The 16448-nt window shown below is 41.5% G+C and carries 18 protein-coding genes; 12 read left to right on the top strand and 6 right to left on the bottom strand.

All coding sequences use genetic code 11. The features are described from left to right. Positions 1 to 161 precede the first annotated feature (161 nt). On the top strand, positions 162 to 842 hold the full coding sequence (locus JCM9157_RS20665) for a peptidylprolyl isomerase (RefSeq protein ID WP_035667855.1): 681 nt from the start codon (positions 162 to 164) through the stop codon (positions 840 to 842). 82 nt (positions 843 to 924) lie between these two features. Here JCM9157_RS20665 and JCM9157_RS20670 read toward each other — a convergent pair whose 3' ends face one another. The 3 genes from JCM9157_RS20670 to JCM9157_RS20680 form a co-directional block, all read right to left on the bottom strand. After that, the gene (locus JCM9157_RS20670; protein ID WP_035667857.1) at positions 925 to 1608 is read right to left on the bottom strand and encodes a DUF421 domain-containing protein; all 684 of its coding nucleotides are present in this window, start codon (positions 1606 to 1608) and stop codon (positions 925 to 927) included. A 104-nt stretch (positions 1609 to 1712) separates the two neighbouring features. Then, positions 1713 to 2207, bottom strand: a complete 495-nt coding sequence (locus JCM9157_RS20675) for a hypothetical protein (RefSeq protein ID WP_035667859.1) — start codon at positions 2205 to 2207, stop codon at positions 1713 to 1715. Between the two features lie 53 nt (positions 2208 to 2260). After that, positions 2261 to 3250: a LacI family DNA-binding transcriptional regulator gene (locus JCM9157_RS20680; RefSeq protein WP_035667861.1), complete on the bottom strand. Its 990-nt coding sequence runs from the start codon at positions 3248 to 3250 to the stop codon at positions 2261 to 2263. A gap of 307 nt (positions 3251 to 3557) precedes the next feature. Here JCM9157_RS20680 and JCM9157_RS20685 point away from each other — a divergent pair, with 307 nt between their 5' ends. The 8 genes from JCM9157_RS20685 (at position 3558) to JCM9157_RS24970 (ending at position 10455) form a co-directional block, all read left to right on the top strand. Next, positions 3558 to 4880, top strand: coding sequence for an ABC transporter substrate-binding protein (locus JCM9157_RS20685; RefSeq protein WP_035667863.1), 1323 nt, complete (start codon positions 3558 to 3560; stop codon positions 4878 to 4880). 147 nt (positions 4881 to 5027) lie between these two features. Beyond that, entirely contained in the window at positions 5028 to 5915 is an 888-nt protein-coding gene (locus JCM9157_RS20690) for a carbohydrate ABC transporter permease (RefSeq protein WP_035667864.1), read from the top strand. Then, entirely contained in the window at positions 5915 to 6775 is an 861-nt protein-coding gene (locus JCM9157_RS20695; protein ID WP_081734271.1) for a carbohydrate ABC transporter permease, read from the top strand. Before JCM9157_RS20690 ends, JCM9157_RS20695 begins: the two co-directional genes overlap by 1 nt. Further along, positions 6775 to 8439, top strand: coding sequence for a glycoside hydrolase family 13 protein (locus tag JCM9157_RS20700; RefSeq protein WP_035667867.1), 1665 nt, complete (start codon positions 6775 to 6777; stop codon positions 8437 to 8439). The genes JCM9157_RS20695 and JCM9157_RS20700 overlap by 1 nt, the downstream gene beginning before the upstream one ends. Positions 8440 to 8467: 28 nt before the next feature. Next, a complete protein-coding gene (locus JCM9157_RS25525) occupies positions 8468 to 8689 on the top strand; it encodes a hypothetical protein (protein WP_235715064.1) in 222 nt (73 codons plus the stop codon). Then, positions 8584 to 9942 carry a glycoside hydrolase family 32 protein gene (locus tag JCM9157_RS20705; protein ID WP_235715065.1) on the top strand — a complete coding sequence of 453 codons (1359 nt, stop codon included), beginning with the start codon at positions 8584 to 8586 and terminating at the stop codon, positions 9940 to 9942. The genes JCM9157_RS25525 and JCM9157_RS20705 overlap by 106 nt, the downstream gene beginning before the upstream one ends. An 87-nt stretch (positions 9943 to 10029) precedes the next feature. Continuing rightward, entirely contained in the window at positions 10030 to 10287 is a 258-nt protein-coding gene (locus tag JCM9157_RS20710; protein ID WP_035667870.1) for a hypothetical protein, read from the top strand. 27 nt (positions 10288 to 10314) lie between these two features. After that, on the top strand, positions 10315 to 10455 hold the full coding sequence (locus JCM9157_RS24970; RefSeq protein ID WP_162831777.1) for a hypothetical protein: 141 nt from the start codon (positions 10315 to 10317) through the stop codon (positions 10453 to 10455). A 15-nt stretch (positions 10456 to 10470) separates the two neighbouring features. On the opposite strand, the gene JCM9157_RS20715 is transcribed toward JCM9157_RS24970, so the two are convergent. The 3 genes from JCM9157_RS20715 to JCM9157_RS23660 form a co-directional block, all read right to left on the bottom strand. Continuing rightward, positions 10471 to 11010 carry a hypothetical protein gene (locus JCM9157_RS20715; protein WP_035667873.1) on the bottom strand — a complete coding sequence of 180 codons (540 nt, stop codon included), beginning with the start codon at positions 11008 to 11010 and terminating at the stop codon, positions 10471 to 10473. Between the two features lie 107 nt (positions 11011 to 11117). Continuing rightward, positions 11118 to 12095, bottom strand: a complete 978-nt coding sequence (locus tag JCM9157_RS23655; protein WP_158318634.1) for an SLC13 family permease — start codon at positions 12093 to 12095, stop codon at positions 11118 to 11120. A 200-nt stretch (positions 12096 to 12295) separates the two neighbouring features. After that, a complete protein-coding gene (locus JCM9157_RS23660) occupies positions 12296 to 12952 on the bottom strand; it encodes an SLC13 family permease (protein ID WP_052013292.1) in 657 nt (218 codons plus the stop codon). 213 nt (positions 12953 to 13165) lie between these two features. On the opposite strand from JCM9157_RS23660, the gene JCM9157_RS20725 reads away from it, so the two are divergent. From JCM9157_RS20725 to JCM9157_RS20735, 3 genes are all read left to right on the top strand, one after another. Next, positions 13166 to 13384: a hypothetical protein gene (locus JCM9157_RS20725; RefSeq protein WP_035667876.1), complete on the top strand. Its 219-nt coding sequence runs from the start codon at positions 13166 to 13168 to the stop codon at positions 13382 to 13384. Positions 13385 to 13561: 177 nt separating this feature from the next. Further along, positions 13562 to 14992: an alanine/glycine:cation symporter family protein gene (locus JCM9157_RS20730; RefSeq protein WP_162232040.1), complete on the top strand. Its 1431-nt coding sequence runs from the start codon at positions 13562 to 13564 to the stop codon at positions 14990 to 14992. A 202-nt stretch (positions 14993 to 15194) separates the two neighbouring features. Continuing rightward, a complete protein-coding gene (locus tag JCM9157_RS20735) occupies positions 15195 to 16331 on the top strand; it encodes a CapA family protein (RefSeq protein ID WP_035667878.1) in 1137 nt (378 codons plus the stop codon). Positions 16332 to 16448 lie beyond the last annotated feature (117 nt).

Genomic DNA, 16448 nt, shown 5'->3' on the forward strand with positions numbered 1-16448 from the left:
CCCCCACCGCGTTTAAGCGTTAAAGCGCTGGGGGTCAGACCCCAAAAAAGAAGTGAAAAATTATGTAATTGAGCAAATCCGCTAGCTGAGCAGGTGCTTCCAGCCGACTTTAGTGCTACAATATGTCCATATCAATAACCGCATTAACAAGGAGGAACACAATGAAAAACGGCTTAACGATTTTAATAACGGCTTTGCTCTTACTGCTTACAGCTTGTGGAACGGCAACTGAAGAGGGACAAGAAGTAGAAGAGTCTATAGAGGAAACGGAACAAACAGAAACAACTGAGCCAGAAGAGGAAGTAACGGTAGAAGAAAACCCAATTGTGACCATTACGATGGAAAGTGGCGATGAGATTGTTCTTGAGCTTTACCCGAACATTGCGTTTAATACGGTTGCGAATTTCATCTCATTAGCACAAGATGGCTTCTACGATGGTTTAATCTTTCACCGCGTCATCCCTGGATTCATGATCCAAGGCGGAGACCCTGAAGGAACTGGAATGGGTGGACCTGGTTATTCAATCGAAGGAGAATTTTCTGCTAACGGATTTGAGAATCCGCTGTTACATGAGCGTGGCGTGATTTCAGTCGCTAGAACAAATGACCCGAACTCAGGCGGTTCACAATTTTTCATCATGGTCGAGCATGCAGCTAACCTTGATGGCCAATATGCAGGATTCGGAAAAGTAATCGACGGGATCGAAGTGGTAGACGCGATCGTGTCTGTAGACAGAGATGCTATGGACAAGCCGAACGAAGAACAGCGCATGGCGACTGTAACCGTTGATACAAAAGGCTATGAATACCCAGAGCCGAAAAAAATCGAAGAACAGCAGTAAGTGCTAGTCAATAAAAGCCAGCATGAAACGCCACACGAAAAGAGCCCCGATTACCAATAATCGGGGCTCTTTTCCGTTCACATTAACGATAACTATTAATAAAAAGCGAATCGCCCTCTAACCATTCTGCATAAAAAACCTGTTTAACATTCACGATTCCAAGGTTATTCAGCTCACTACGCAGCCAATCCTCGCTATAGCCAGCTTCTGCTAAATTGTCATATAAAATCTCACCATCCGAAATAACAGTAGTTGGTAAGAAAACTGGTTTTGGCGCGGCATTGATATCTTGCTTCGTAGTGGAGTCATACATTGATTTTTTCATGACGCTAACAGAACCATCAGATTCAAGAATCGCGTAGGCCACTTCCCGAACAGAGAAAACATCTTTTTTTCTAAGAAGAATTTGTAATTGATTGATATCCAGCCGATTTTTCTTCAGCTCTTGAAAATCAATGTATCCATCTCGAATCACAATCGAAGGTTTCCCTTCAAGAAGAGAGCGTGTCCCTTTAAATTTTTGAGTAAGCAATTCAATCGCAAAAATAAGCGTGGCCCATAATGTTAACGCGTAGAGAACATATTTCAAGCCGATTTCCTTATCGTATATGGCATTACCTAAAAGTTCTCCAAGAATTAAAGCAGAAATAAAATAGAAGGGAGTAAGTTGTGTAATTTGCGTTTTGCCAAGAATCTTCGTAACTAAGATAAGAGCCATGAAACCAACGGTTAACTCAATTGTGAGGTGGAGAAAATTCGTATTCACCTAGTGTGCCTCCTTATTACCCTGTCCACCTATTTTCACCAAATAACGGTAGAATACTCAAAAAGTGGACAGGTAGACATAGAGGAAACGATTTTTCCATCATCTTAATCAACAGTCCATCTCCGCAAATCAACTTTCTTCCTTACGTGAACACCAAAATACGAATAAGTAATCGTCATCCCTTCAAGCCATTCTCCAGTATTTGTTACTAAAATACCGTAATGAATAGGAGTCATTTCTTTTTTTCTGAGCGCTTCGTCGATCTGTTCCTTATTTAAACGCGGTCTAATGGCTTCTGTATCTACTTCCATAAACAAAATCAATGGATTATCGACACCGCTTTGGACATGTTGCCCCGTATCATAGCTCACCCCGAGCGCCACAGAAGAAGGTTGCGATGAGTCGATCGTCACATCTAAAATCGTTATGTTTCGATAGCCTTCATTATCGAGCTGAAAAACAATCTCCTGCCGTCCCTTACCATCCGTGTAGGTAGAAGCTCCATTAATCACAAGCGGATTACTCAAAAAAACAAACAAGAGAAAGCCAATGATCATACAAGAACTGACTAAAAGCGGAGCCAACCAAATTCTTCTCAACCCACAACCTCCATTATGTCAGCGACCGTTATAAACCGTTTTCAACATCCTTGTTAAGTCGTCTGCCCTTTTACCAAACTAACATCGACAATCGTATTGTTAATCGTATCTTCATCGTCCGTTTCGATTAAGTTGATCAATGTCGAGCTTAACACTTTTCCAATCCTAATCACGGGTTGCTTAATCGTCGTAAGCCTTGGGGTTTGCAACATTCTTGTGAAGCTGTGATAATCATAGCCGACGATTTTCAACTGTTCAGGAACTTGAATACCTCTCTCGGTTGCGTGGAGATAGAGCGCATAAGCCACGATATCATTACTACAAAAAACGCCATCAAAGCTAGACAGCGAACCTGATATTTCATTCTCAATAAACTCACTAAAATACTCAAATGTAAGATTATCGTTCGACCCTTCAATGATCTCGTGTTCAATATGATGCCTCATGCAAGTAAGCTTAAAGGCATCCGCTCTTCTATTCGCCAACAAGTCTAGCTTTAAAGGTCCAGAAATGTGTAGTAAACGCTTGCAACCGGACTCAATCAAATGAGTCGTCGCAATTTCACCACCCCGATAATTATCAGAAGCAACATAAGGAAATCTCTCTGAAATAATTCGGTCAAACGTCACGATCGGAAAGTTAACAGCTTTATACTCCTCAATATCTAGCGTATGACTACACATAATAATGCCATCGACTCGATTTTCACGAAGCATGCTAATATAATGTGATTCCTTCTCAGGTTCATCTAACGAATTACAAATAAGAATTTTATAATTTTGCTCATTTGCGTACATCTCAATATACTTAATCAATTCAGAGAAGAACGGGTGGTTCGAGTCAGGAACGATGACTCCTAATATATAAGACTGGCTTTTCTGAAGTGCTCTTGCTATTTGATTAGGAAAATAGTTCATTTCAGCCATCGCATCTTCGACTTTTTTTCGAGTTTCTTTCCCGATATACCCGCGATTATTCATTACCCTTGAAACAGTTGTGACAGACACGCCTGCTCGTTTGGCAACATCTTTTATGTTAGCCATAATCAAACTTCCCCTCTCATTTACCGCTTATCTATACATTTATTTTACTCGTTATATGACATGTATGAAAATAGTATAGCAGTATTGTGAAAACCTTACCATACTCGATATTTAGATGAAACAAGCTCGATTGATAGAGAAAAGCACTATATATACTATGAAAATGAACATTTAATACAAGTTATAAACCTACAAAAATAAATATATGATTACGAGTATGAAAACGATTGACATACTTTTTGACACATAGTAATATGATTCTTGTAAGCGTTTTACTAATTAACAGATTGAGTAGGGGGAAAGTTAGATGAAAAAACTATTGTCATTACTAGTTTTAATGGCTCTTTTAACATTAGCAGCTTGTGGTGGAGGAGATACAGATTCAACTTCCGAGCAAGAAGGTAACACGGGAGCGGCGGAAGGTTCTGGGAAAGCAACTGAAATTTCAATTCTATTAGGAAAGCCTGAGATTGCAAAACAATTTGATGCAGCGATTGCAGAATTCTCTGCGGAAAACAATGTGAAAGTAACGGTTATTCCTTTAGCGGGTTCAAACGCATATGAAAGAATGACGTCACTATATGCATCTGGAAATGCTCCGACGATTATGATGATGGGATCAGAATTTGATGTATTCCAAGAAAACCTATTAGATTTATCAAACGAGCCTTGGATGGAAACGGTTCAAGAAGGTATGGTTGATTTTGTTACGGTAGATGACAGTGTGTATGGTCAGCCATTAACAGTAGAAGCATTTGGTTTCATCTACAACAAAGCGGTTCTTGATCAAGCGGTAGGTGGCGATTTTGATCCAGCGACGGTTCGTACGCATGATCAATTGAAAGAATTACTTGAAAGCTTAGAAGCACTTGAAGGCGTGGATCCTATTCATGTTTCTCCAATGGATTGGTCATTAGGGGCGCATTTTACAAATCCACTTTTTGCAGCACAATCAAGTGACCGCGATGAGCGTCATCAGTTCTTACAAGACATAAAAGATGGTAACGTTTCCCTAGCGGATAACGATGTATTCCAAGGTTGGTTAACAACGATGGACTTAATGAAAGAGTATAACTCTGCTAAAAATTCTCCACTAGCACCACAATACGATGACGGTCCATTAGCATTAGCAGGTGGAAAAGTTGGATTATGGTTCATGGGGAACTGGGCATATCCGCAATTAGCTGAGATTGATCCTGAAGGTGAATACGGTTTCTTACCTGTACCAATTAGCAATGATGCTTCTGATTACGGAAATAGCGAAATTTCAGTAGGAGTTCCTTCTTACTGGGTTGTTGACGCAGCACAATCAACAGAAGCACAACAAGAAGCAGCAAAAGCATTCTTAAACTGGTTAGTAGCATCTGAAGAAGGCCAAGAGCACTATGTAAATGGCTTAAACCTAATTCCTGTGTTTGATAACTTCCAAGTCTTACCGGAAGACTCTCTATCTTTATCAGTACTTGGTTACATGGAAGGCAACAACACGTTGGAGTGGGTCAACACTTACTATCCAGCAGACGGTTTCCCAGCAATGGGAGCAAGTTTACAAAAATATCTTTCTGACAACATCGACGAAGCTGGTCTAATTAACGAGTTTGAAAGCTACTGGCAGTCAGTAAAAGAGTAGGAACGGTTAAGGGGATAAGCTGTTCATTGCTTATCCCCCTTTATTAAAAAACGGTTGCTTGTCGGAAAGGGTTTGTCTTTTATGTCAAACGTTTCCCGATGAGCAAGCAAAGCTTGTTTACAGAAAAAATGGTAGGGGGTACCGACCGTGTATAACGAAAAAACACTAATAGACAAACTGAAGGTAGTAGGTACTTTCGCAGCGATTCCGCTGTTTGCTTTTACGGTAGTCATGTTAATTCCATTAGTACTAGGGGTTGCGATGACATTTACGACATGGACTGGATTTTCAGGTTCGTTACTAGAATTTCGAGGTTTTGAAAACTATAAAATTGCTTTTACGGATCCAGGATTTTGGGATTCAATGGGCACTACCTTTAAATATGTCGTTTTCACACTTGTTTTCACAAACGTGATTGCGTTCGGATTAGCGTTACTTGTTACAAGTGGTTTAAGAGGACAAAACTTTTTCCGAATGGGCTTTTTCACTCCTAACTTAATTGGGGGAATTATCTTAGGATTCATTTGGCAGTTTATTTTCACGCGAGTAATCGTTTATTTTGGGGAAGCAACAGGTATGACGATTTTCCAGGCATCATGGCTAGCAGATCCAGATAAAGCATTTTGGACACTTGTCATTGTTGGGGTTTGGCAAAGTTCGGGTTACATGATGTTAATTTACATTGCAGGATTAGCGGGAATCAATAAATCACTTCTTGAAGCAGCTGATCTAGACGGAGCGAATGCATGGCAGAAAATGCTGAAGATTCAAGTTCCACTAATGATACCAGCTTTCACGATCAGTTTATTCTTAACGCTGCAACGAAGCTTTTTAGTTTACGACGTTAACTTATCGTTAACAAACGGTGGGCCGTTCCGCTCGACGGAATTAATTGCTATGCACATTTATAACGATGCTTTCTTGTATCAAAATTACGGATCAGGTCAGGCAAAAGCATTTATTCTTTTCTTAATTGTCGCGATCATTGCGATTAGCCAAGTACGAATCATGAAAAAGATGGAGGTGGAATCATAATGGCTCAACAATCTAGTAAACCATTTCTAACTCGTGCTAGAAAGAAACAAATACGAAATACGCTTTTGTTTATGCTGTCGTTAACATTGTTTGTTTTGTATTTCTTTCCGTTTGTTTTAGTGTTAATCAACTCTTTTAAAGAGCGTTTAGATATTGTTACCAATCCATTAGCTCTACCAACGACTTGGTCGTTTGCTAACTACATTGAAGCGTATCAGACGATGAATTTCATGTCAGCGCTCTGGAACTCGGTTTTAATTACAACGGTGTCAGTGTTATTGATTATTGTCTTTTCTTCGATGTTTGCTTATTACCTCGTTCGCTGGAAATGGAAAGTAAACGGATGGATTTTCTTGCTATTGATTGCGTCGATGATTATTCCGTTCCAGGCACTTATGATTCCGTTTGTATCAATCTTTGGTAACTTAGGCTTACTAAACAGTAAGTGGATCTTAATGTTCTTCTACTTAGGATTTGGTCTTGGTCTTGCAACCTTTATGTACCACGGTTTTATTAAAAATATTCCGGTTGAATTAGAAGAAGCAGCGATCATTGACGGGGCTTCAAGACTACAAGTGTTTTGGAAAGTTGTATTTCCGATGTTAAAGCCGATTACTGTCACAATCGTGATTTTAGATGTTTTATGGATTTGGAATGACTTCTTATTACCAGCGTTAGTGTTAGTGTCTGAAAGCAACCGCACAATTCCGCTTTCAACTTTCTATTTCTTTGGCCAATACACATCTGCATTCGGGCCAGCGATGGCGGGACTTGTGTTAGCGATGATTCCGATCCTCATCTTCTTCATTATTTTACAAAAACAAGTCATTAAAGGCGTTATGGATGGAGCGATCAAGTAATGGAGCAAAAATGGTGGCAAAAGTCAGTGATCTATCAGATTTACCCGAAAAGCTTTAACGATTCGAATGGTGATGGAATTGGCGATTTAAAAGGCTTAATCGAAAAGCTAGATTATCTAGCTTTTCTAGGCATTGATATGATTTGGATCTGCCCGATTTATCCATCTCCAATGGATGATAATGGCTATGATATTTCAGACTATCAAGATATTGCAGCGGAATTTGGCTCTCTTCAAGACTTTGAAACATTAGTAGCAGAAGCAAAAAAGCGCAATATGAAGCTGATGATGGATTTAGTCATCAACCATACATCTGACGAGCACAAGTGGTTTATTGAATCTAAAGCAAGTCTCTCAAATCCGAAGAGAGATTGGTATATATGGAGAAATCCGAAAGAAGACGGGTCAGCGCCTAATAACTGGCGCTCAATCTTCGGTGGTTCAGCGTGGGAATGGGATCAGACAACCGAACAATTCTACCTTCACACGTTTTCAAAAAAACAACCAGATTTAAACTGGGAAAACGAAGAAGTGCGAGAGACGCTGTTTAACATGGTGAACTGGTGGGTGGAAAAAGGAGTCGATGGCTTTAGAGTCGATGCGATCACTTTTATTAAAAAAGGCAATCTGACAGAAGATCTCCCAACCACTGATCGCGATGGCCTTGCACTCATCTCTCATGCTTGTTTAAACCAAACAGGAATCGGCGATTTTCTTACAGAACTAAAGCAAAAAACGTTCGCTAACTTCGACTTAGTCACAGTAGCTGAGGCACCGGGTGTCAAGCCTGAAGCAATGCCGAGTTATATCGGTGATAATGGTTATTTTGACATGCTTTTTGAATTCGATCATGTTGATTTAGATATCGGAAAAGATGGCAAATGGTTCGAGCCTGTTAATTGGAGTTTACATGATCTAAAAACGGCGATTACGAAAAGCCAAACGCACTTAAACGAAAGTGGCTGGGGTGCACTTTATCTAGAAAACCATGACCAACCGCGCTCGTTAAACAAATTTTTAGGAGAAGTCGCTGAAGCGGATAGAAGCAAAGCAGCTAAAATGCTCGCAACCTTCTACTTTCTCTTAAAAGGAACGCCGTTTATTTATCAAGGGCAAGAGCTTGGCATGACGAATGTGCAGTATGAGTCAATCGACGTGTATGACGATCTAGCTTCAACCGATCAATATGAGATGGCGCTGCAAGCGGGGCTTTCTTCAGAGGAAGCGTTGCAATCAGTTTGGAGACGTAGTCGCGACAACTCACGTACGCCGATGCAGTGGGATGAAACAACTCATGCAGATTTTACTAACGGCCAACCTTGGCTTCCTGTTAACGAAAACTACAAAGCGATTAATGTTGAACAACAACTAAAAGACCCGTCTTCGGTTCTTCATTATTATAAAAAACTAATTGAGCTGCGCAAAACGAGTGAATACAGCGAGACAATCGTAAACGGAGTCTATCAGTCAATTTTAACTGAGAACGATTCTATATTGGGTTACACACGAGAATACGCGGGGCAGAAGTTAGTCGTGCTAGCTAATTTCACCAACTCTAGTATTCAATTAGAAGAATTAGCTGGGAACCCGCTATTAACTAATTATGAAAGTCCATTTAGCGGTCGCGCATTAAGACCATTTGAGGCCGTTGTATTAGAAGCTTAAAAGAAACAGTAGAGATAGGAGTGAGTGGATGCTTAATCATAAACAACAACTAGAAAAAGCAAATCAAGAAATTGAAAAGCTCAAAAACAAAGTAGCTGAAAATCACTGGCGCCTGGGCTACCATGTAGCGTCACAAGCAATTGGATTAATGATCCAAACGGCTTCAGTTACTTTAACGGTGAGTATCATTTATTTTATCAACATCACCCTTACTCGCCAAAATGGGGACCGATGCACTGGGGACATGTGAAAAGTAAGGATTTAGTCAACTGGGAACACCTGCCGATCGCATTGGCTCCAAGCGAGGACTACGATGTTGACGGTTGTTTTTCAGGAAGTGCCTTTGAAAAAGACGGAAAAATGTATCTAATGTATACCGGCAACAAATGGACGGGACCAAACGGAGATACAGACTTACTGCAAGTACAATGCTTAGCCGTAAGTGAGGATGGCATTCATTTTGACAAGCTACCAGACAACCCGGTCATTGCTAAAACACCGGAAGGAGACATTCATCCATTTCATTTCAGGGATCCAAAGGTTTGGAAAAAAGATCAGTATTACTACTGTGTGCTAGGATCTCGAACAAACGATGAAGAAGGCCAAATTTTATTATACCGCTCTGAAAATCTGATCGACTGGGAGTTTGTCTCTGTTGCAGCTAAAGGAGAGAACAATTTTAGTTTCATGTGGGAGTGCCCGGATATTTTTGAAATTGACGGCCACGATGTTTTAGTCATGTCCCCGCAAGGAGTAAAACCGGTAGGCGACATGTATCAAAACTTGCACCAAGCAGGCTATGTAGTCGGAAACCTTGATTATCAAACAGGGAAACTGGAGCACGGCGAGTTCGAAATGCTCGATTACGGCTTTGATTTTTACGCTCCGCAAACAACGACAGATGACCAAGGCCGCCGGATTATGATGGCGTGGATGGCGATGTGGGAAAGTGAGATGCCTGAGCAGGAATTTGGTTGGGCGGGGGCGATGACGATACCGCGCCAACTATTCTTAGAAGAAGGAAAGCTGATTTCAAGACCAATTCCGGAAATGACCTTACTGCGAGAGCGTGAAGTTAGTCACCAAAACGTTGAATTAAATGGTCATTTAGAACTTCCAGAAGTGAACGGAACACAACTGGAACTCGAGTTAACGTTTGATCTAAAGGCCGCGTCAACCGTTGGACTAAATTTATTAACTAGTGAAGATCAGCAAGAAAAAACGGTGCTGCAGTATGACCGTGCAGCGAGCGTCTTTAGCTTTGATCGTGAGCAGTCAGGTGCAGGACCAAAAGGCATTCGTAAAGCCCCAGTAAAGGACCAAGAGCAATTACATTTACGAATCTTTGTTGACCATTCTTCTATCGAAGTATTTGTCAATGACGGCGAAAAGGTTTTAACAGGAAGAGTGTACCCGAAAGCATCATCAAAGGGCATCTCCTTTTTCTCCGATCAACCATGTCAGCTGTCTGTTACAAAGTGGGAAATGAAGAAAAGCATTTAAACGTCTAGGCTGTTCAAGCGGATAACTTCCGTCTGAACAGCCTTTTTGGTATAGTAAAGAGCCAAATCGAAAAGGAGGCCTGTCTAGATGAACGAGTATCAGTCCATTCTAAACGGAATCTTTGTTTGTGGTTTACCAGCAGTAAACCGAGTCATTGAAAAAGAACAAGCGCAAGTCGTTGTGGACGTTCGCGTTGAAGTGGATGAAACAGAAGCAAGGCAAAAAGTTGCCACCAAGTACGTCCCATTAGTCGATGGCAAGCCTAACCAAGCTGCGCTTTTACAAGAAGCCATTGCCCATGTGGTGACAGCCTACCAGGAAGGCAAAAAGATCGTCCTTCATTGAAAAGGTGGGGAAAGTCGCGCAGGTAGCGTGGCCACTGGTGTACTACTAGAGCTTAGGATCGCCGATTCAGTTGAAAAAGCAGAACAGATGGTGAGAGAGATTCGGCCAGGAGTCGAGCTTCACCCTGAATTTCGAAAAGATCTAAAGGTGTTATATCCAAATGGATAAAAGAGCGGGCTCCTTTTACCGTAAAAGGTCGCCCTCTAACAAGAAATTTTTCATTAACCGGTTGGATATAGTAATCGCCGAAGCACGATCATCAGCAGGTGCCGTGATCATGAAACCATCCGCTCCGCTCCATGACCCGCCAAAATCCTCCTCATGATCCTTCTCATATTTTGCAATTGTAAACTCAGTGAAATCTGGATTCATATAAATGACACCGTACGAATAGACTTTTGGATTTGCTTCATCATCGACATATCCATAATTAAGAAAGCCTCGATTATCAGCTTTTGAAAATGTGAGTTCGAGCTGCCTTTGATTAGCAGGAACAACAAAGTCTTCTCCTTCAATCTTAATTTCGCCTTTAAATGTTCGCTTTCCTAGTAAACTTTTTTGCAGTGTTCCGTCAATTTGAACGGCTATGTTTCGGATGATCTCATCTTTTCCTAACTGGTAATAGACACCGTCCAGCTGCTTGACAAGCGTTTTCGGAAAGGTGTACCAAACCGTTGTGGCTATTAGTAGAGCGAAAAGGAATAGAACGATTCGTTTTTTCAATAAACATCACTCCTATTTTTATCAAAAATTCGCCGTGGACTGAATATTTCCCTTTAAAAAAAGACGATCGCAAACAGTCTTTGCGATCGTCCTTAAAGAGTTTGAATTTAAAAAGGAAAAAACAAAGGAAGCAACAACACCGCGACAATCGCAATGAGAATTTGCAAGGGAATGCCGACACGGACAAAATCAAGAAACGTATATTTCCCTGCCGCCATAACCATCGCATTTGGCGGAGTCGCAACAGGTGTTGCAAATGCCATACTGGCTGAAAAGGCAACCGCCATCACCATTGGGACCGGACTGACACTCATTTGCTCAGCTGTTAAAATCGCAACGGGGAAAAGCAAGACCGCCGTCGCCGTGTTACTAATAAACTGACTAAAAGCAGACGTGATCGCATACAACCCGATTAATACCGCAATCGGCCCAACCCCGCCTAACATCGAGATAAGCCCCTCCGACATAAAGGTCACACCACCCGTATTTTCCAAGGCAGTCGCCATTGGCAGCATACAAGCAATTAAAATCACGGTTTGCCAATTAATTGATGAGTACGCTTGATCGGTTTGTCTCACACACCCTGTAAAAATCATCAGAACCGCCGCAATCACAATCGAAACAACAGCAGGTAACCACTCAAACACCATAAACAGCAGCATTCCTATTAAAATAATTCCCGCAATCAGGCTTCGATTCGTCTGATGGGCCAGATCGGTTTCTTCCGCTGCTGACTTTAACACAACAGTATCATTTTTCTCTGCTGATAACAGGTTAATGTCTTTCCATTTCCCGTGAACTAAAATCGAATCACCGTATAAAAGCTTTTCATTGGCTTTCGTTTTGATCGCTTCTTTAAATTGGTGCTTCATCGCAAGAACGGTTAACCCATACTTTTCTCGAAACTGTACTTGCGTAATCGTTTGATTCAGCAGTCGCGACCGCGGTGTTAAAATCACTTCCGCTAAATGACCTTGCTCAATCTGATAGGCTTGTTGTTCCAATTCAAGGTCTGTTTCGGCAAGTAGTTTTTTCAGCGCTTCGTCTTCCGCATAGATGAGTAAAATATCCTCACCCTCTAACACATAGGAAGGGCTGACGGTAATCCGCTGCGAGGGGGTGCGACCAGCTAACCGAAACCGAGGCGCGTCTTGCTTAACGGCTTCTAACACCGTCACCTCATAAGTTCTAGGCCAGTGGAGCTCTTTTAACATGTTTCCTACCAAAGAGCTTTGAGCTGGCAGTTTCACAGCATGGATGAAACGCGAGATCCCGTATTGCTCGACTAACTCAGACGCGTCAAAGGTAGCCGCAGAACCTTCCTTCTCCTCCACTGGTTGATCAAGCATTTCCGGCCGAAAAACCACAAATAAACAATTCCGACCGCAAGCATCGCAAGACCAATCGGCGTAAAAGAAAAGAACGAAAGAGCCTCGTAGCCATAATCGTGTAAGCTCTGACTCGCAATCAAGTTCGGAGCCGTCCCGATCAACGTAAGAGCCCCGCCCATACTACTAGCGAATGCTAGGGGAATTAACAGCTTACCAGGATGTAGCTGCATTTGCCGACATAAGCTAACAACGACAGGGAGCAAAATCGCAACTGTCCCCGTATTACTCATAAAACCACTTAACACAGCAACAAGCAAAAGCATAAAGATCGTCAACTTCCATTCACTATTGCCTGTTTTCGTTACAAGCAGGTTTCCAGCCTTCTGAGCCAATCCGCTTTGAAAAACACCCTCACCGACAATAAACAAAGCTGCAATCATAATAACCACGCTATTCGAAAATCCAGCAAACGCCTCTGGAACCGTCACAAGTCCGGTCAATAACAAAGCGAGCAGCGCACTAATCGCCACAAGATCAGCCCGAAACCGCGGCACCAAAAAGCAAATCGTTGTAATCAATAAAATAGCAAAGACTAGATGCATATCCGTCATGACAAAGTCCTTTCGTTAGTAAAAGCCATAGTTTTATTTAGTTTACACGAATTTAAGGAGAATTATGAAAGGAGGATGAGATAGATAGGGAGCAGTTGAGATTGTATTGCCTTCTATTAAAACAAGAATCTTAAATGATAGTTACCCCCTTAAAATTTCAATCACAACCGTATAGAGTAAGTAGAAAACAAATGATAGGGGCGGCGTAACTAAATGATGACATCTAAGATAAATAAAATCAAAGTAAGACGACAAGAAAACATTTGGGAACAAATCGTCAAGAAAGCATTAGAGTGTAACATGCGAAGTGAAGAGTACATAGAGTTTATTCAATTTGCGAAAGAAAAGATAGAAGAAACGAATCAAGCAGCATTCCAAGCTGTCGATTATTTGGAGGCGTTTTACTCACGAGAGGGTAGAGAGGGGGTCTGACCCCCACTACGTTAAAGCTTTAAAGCGCTGGGGGTCAGACCCCTCAAATTATCTAAATTATATGAATATAGCTAATATCTAGCTTTTTTCTCTTTTTTCCTATTATAATGTGGTAAGTACCATTTCTGCGCAATCGCTTACATGGTGTCAAAAGAGAAATAAGGGAGAGAAACGACATTGGATTTTATTAGTAATATCATTAATAACATTGTTTCTGTCGGAAACGACATACTTTGGAGTTACCTGTTAATTGCTTTGTTAATCATTGCCGGAATTTATTTCACGGTTGCATCTCGTTTTGTTCAGTTTAGATACATTGGTGAAATGTTCCGTCTTCTCACTGATAAAGAAACGGTTTCGACTGGAAAAAAGACCGTTTCTAGTTTTCAAGCGTTTTGTATCAGTACGGCTTCACGCGTTGGTACAGGAAACTTAGCTGGTGTGGCATCAGCTATTGCTCTTGGTGGCCCAGGTGCGATTTTCTGGATGTGGGTTATTGCTCTTTTAGGTTCTGCGACAGCTTTTGTGGAGAGTACCCTTGCTCAGATCTATAAAGTAAAGGACGGAGACGGGTTCCGTGGTGGTCCAGCTTACTATATGGAGAAAGCTTTAGGAGCAAGATGGCTTGGAATTATCTTTGCGATCTTAATTACATTCTGTTTTGGACTTGTTTTCAACTCAGTTCAATCTAACACGATTGCCGCGGCGATGAATGGTGCATTTGATTCGAATACAACTGTTGTTGGTGTCATCGTTGCTGTCTTAACAGCAGTCATCATTTTTGGTGGAGTACACCGAATTGCGAAAGTAACAGCAATCGTTGTTCCGGTAATGGCTTTAATCTACTTAGTGGTAGCCTTCGTTGTCATTATCATGAACATTCCAGCGATTCCAAGTGTGTTCGCTCTTATCTTCCAAAGTGCCTTTGGTTTAGAGCAAGCAATTGGTGGTGGGATCGGAGCTGCGATGATGATGGGAATCAAGCGTGGATTATTCTCTAACGAAGCTGGTATGGGTAGTGCGCCAAATGCGGCGGCAACTGCTCATGTTAGTCACCCAGCTAAACAAGGTTTGATTCAGTCACTAGGTGTATTTGTGGATACGCTCATCATTTGTAGTGCGACTGCTTTCATCATTTTAATTTCAGGAGATTTTGCTTCTGGAGCAGTCGGAATTGAATTAACACAAAATGCTTTAGCTTCTCAAATTGGAGACTGGGCTAGCATCTTTGTAGCGATTGCGATATTCTTGTTTGCTTTTAGTTCAATTATCGGTAACTACTACTATGGTGAAACAAATATCGAGTTTATCAAAAAGAGTAAGCTATCTATCATGATCTACCGTTTAGCTGCGATTGGAATGGTATTGTTCGGTGCTACTGCGGAGTTCAGTCTAGTATGGGACATGGCTGATTTAACAATGGGATTAATGGCGTTAATGAATATTCTCGTTATCTTCCTACTAGGTAAGTTTGCCTTTGCTACACTAACAGATTACGGAAAACAGCGTAAGGCAGGGAAAAACCCAGTATTCTTCGCTGATTCAGTACCAGGTCTGAAAAACGTAGAGCACTGGAAAAAAGATACTAGCAAGCAAGAAGGAAAATAAATAGGTGATGAAGGAGGGGGGCCGAATGTGGCGCTCCTCCTTTTTTGGGGGTCAGACCCCCACTGCGTTAAAGCTTTAAAGCGCTGGGGGTCAGACCCCTAGAAGAAAATTTCCCGGAAAATTGTCGAAATCTATATTAAATGAGTAGCTTACTAGATTATAATAATAAGAGACTCCCAAAAACGGGAAGGGGTTTATTATAATGAAAAGCTTATCATTTATATACTTACTAATCCTTACAATGACCATAACTGCCTGTCAACAAGCGGATGAAATTACAGTTCAGGAAATTGTTGATCCGCCGCTGATAGAAGCGGAGATTATAGAAGCCAAGATCAAAGCCGAAGTTGAAGAAACAGAACAAGAAACTACTATCACAATTGGCTCGGTTGGGGATGTGCTTCTTCATAGTAGAGTCTATAAAAAAGCCCAAACTCCTAAAGGCTATGATTTCATCCCGCAACTAGAAGCGGTCGAGTCACTTCTACAAGCGCCTGACTTTATGATGGCCAATCAAGAATCTATGCCAGGCGGAATAGAGTTAGGATTATCTACATATCCTCAGTTTAATAGTCCTCATGAAATCGTTAGTGACTTGCAATCGCTAGGAGTGGACATGCTGATCGGCGCAAATAACCATACGCTTGATCGAGGTGTGGCTGCAGTAGAGAGTGCACTAGATTTCTATGATGAAATAGGGATGGAGTATGTTGGAGTTTATCGAGATACTGAAGATCGTCTAAGAGATCGGATCATGACGGTCGATGGAATTGACTTAGGTGTACTCGCTTATACATATGGTACTAACGGGATCCCGATTCCTTCAGGCTATGAAAACATCGTTGCCTTAATTGACCCGAACAGAATCGAAAACGATGTTAAACACCTCCGTGATAAAGTCGATGTGCTCATCGTCCACATGCACTGGGGCGCCGAATATGAAAATGAACCAAACGACGAGCAACGCCATCTAGCCGAGCAGCTTTCTGAGTGGGGAGTTGATGTGATTTTCGGTCACCATCCACACGTGTTGCAACCAATTGAAGTGATCACCCAAGAATCTGGGTATGAAACGACCGTTTTCTATTCATTAGGAAATTTTATATCGTCACAGGACTTCGGTTTAACAGACATTGGCGGAGTCGCCACGTTAGACATTACGAAAAGAACAAAAGGAGATGCCGTTACAATAGAAGTCAGCAATCCTCATATTGAACCAACCATTGTCCAGCAAACAACATGGAAAGTTTACCCTTTTGCAGAAGCAGAGTTTACCTCCGTTGTCGGGAGATCTTATCAAGAAACCGTGGAACATACACAAATGTATTTAACGAATTAGCCAAAAAAAGCGTAATGCTATCGCAACATCTTAAGCATTGCGCTTTTTTTCTATCGATCCCACCACTTTAGAGCTTTAAAGCACTGGGGTCAGACCCCGATAAAAAGACCTTTCCAA

Origin of the sequence: Halalkalibacter akibai JCM 9157 (assembly GCF_000513135.1) — a bacterium.
GTDB lineage: Bacteria > Bacillota > Bacilli > Bacillales > Bacillaceae_D > Halalkalibacter > Halalkalibacter akibai.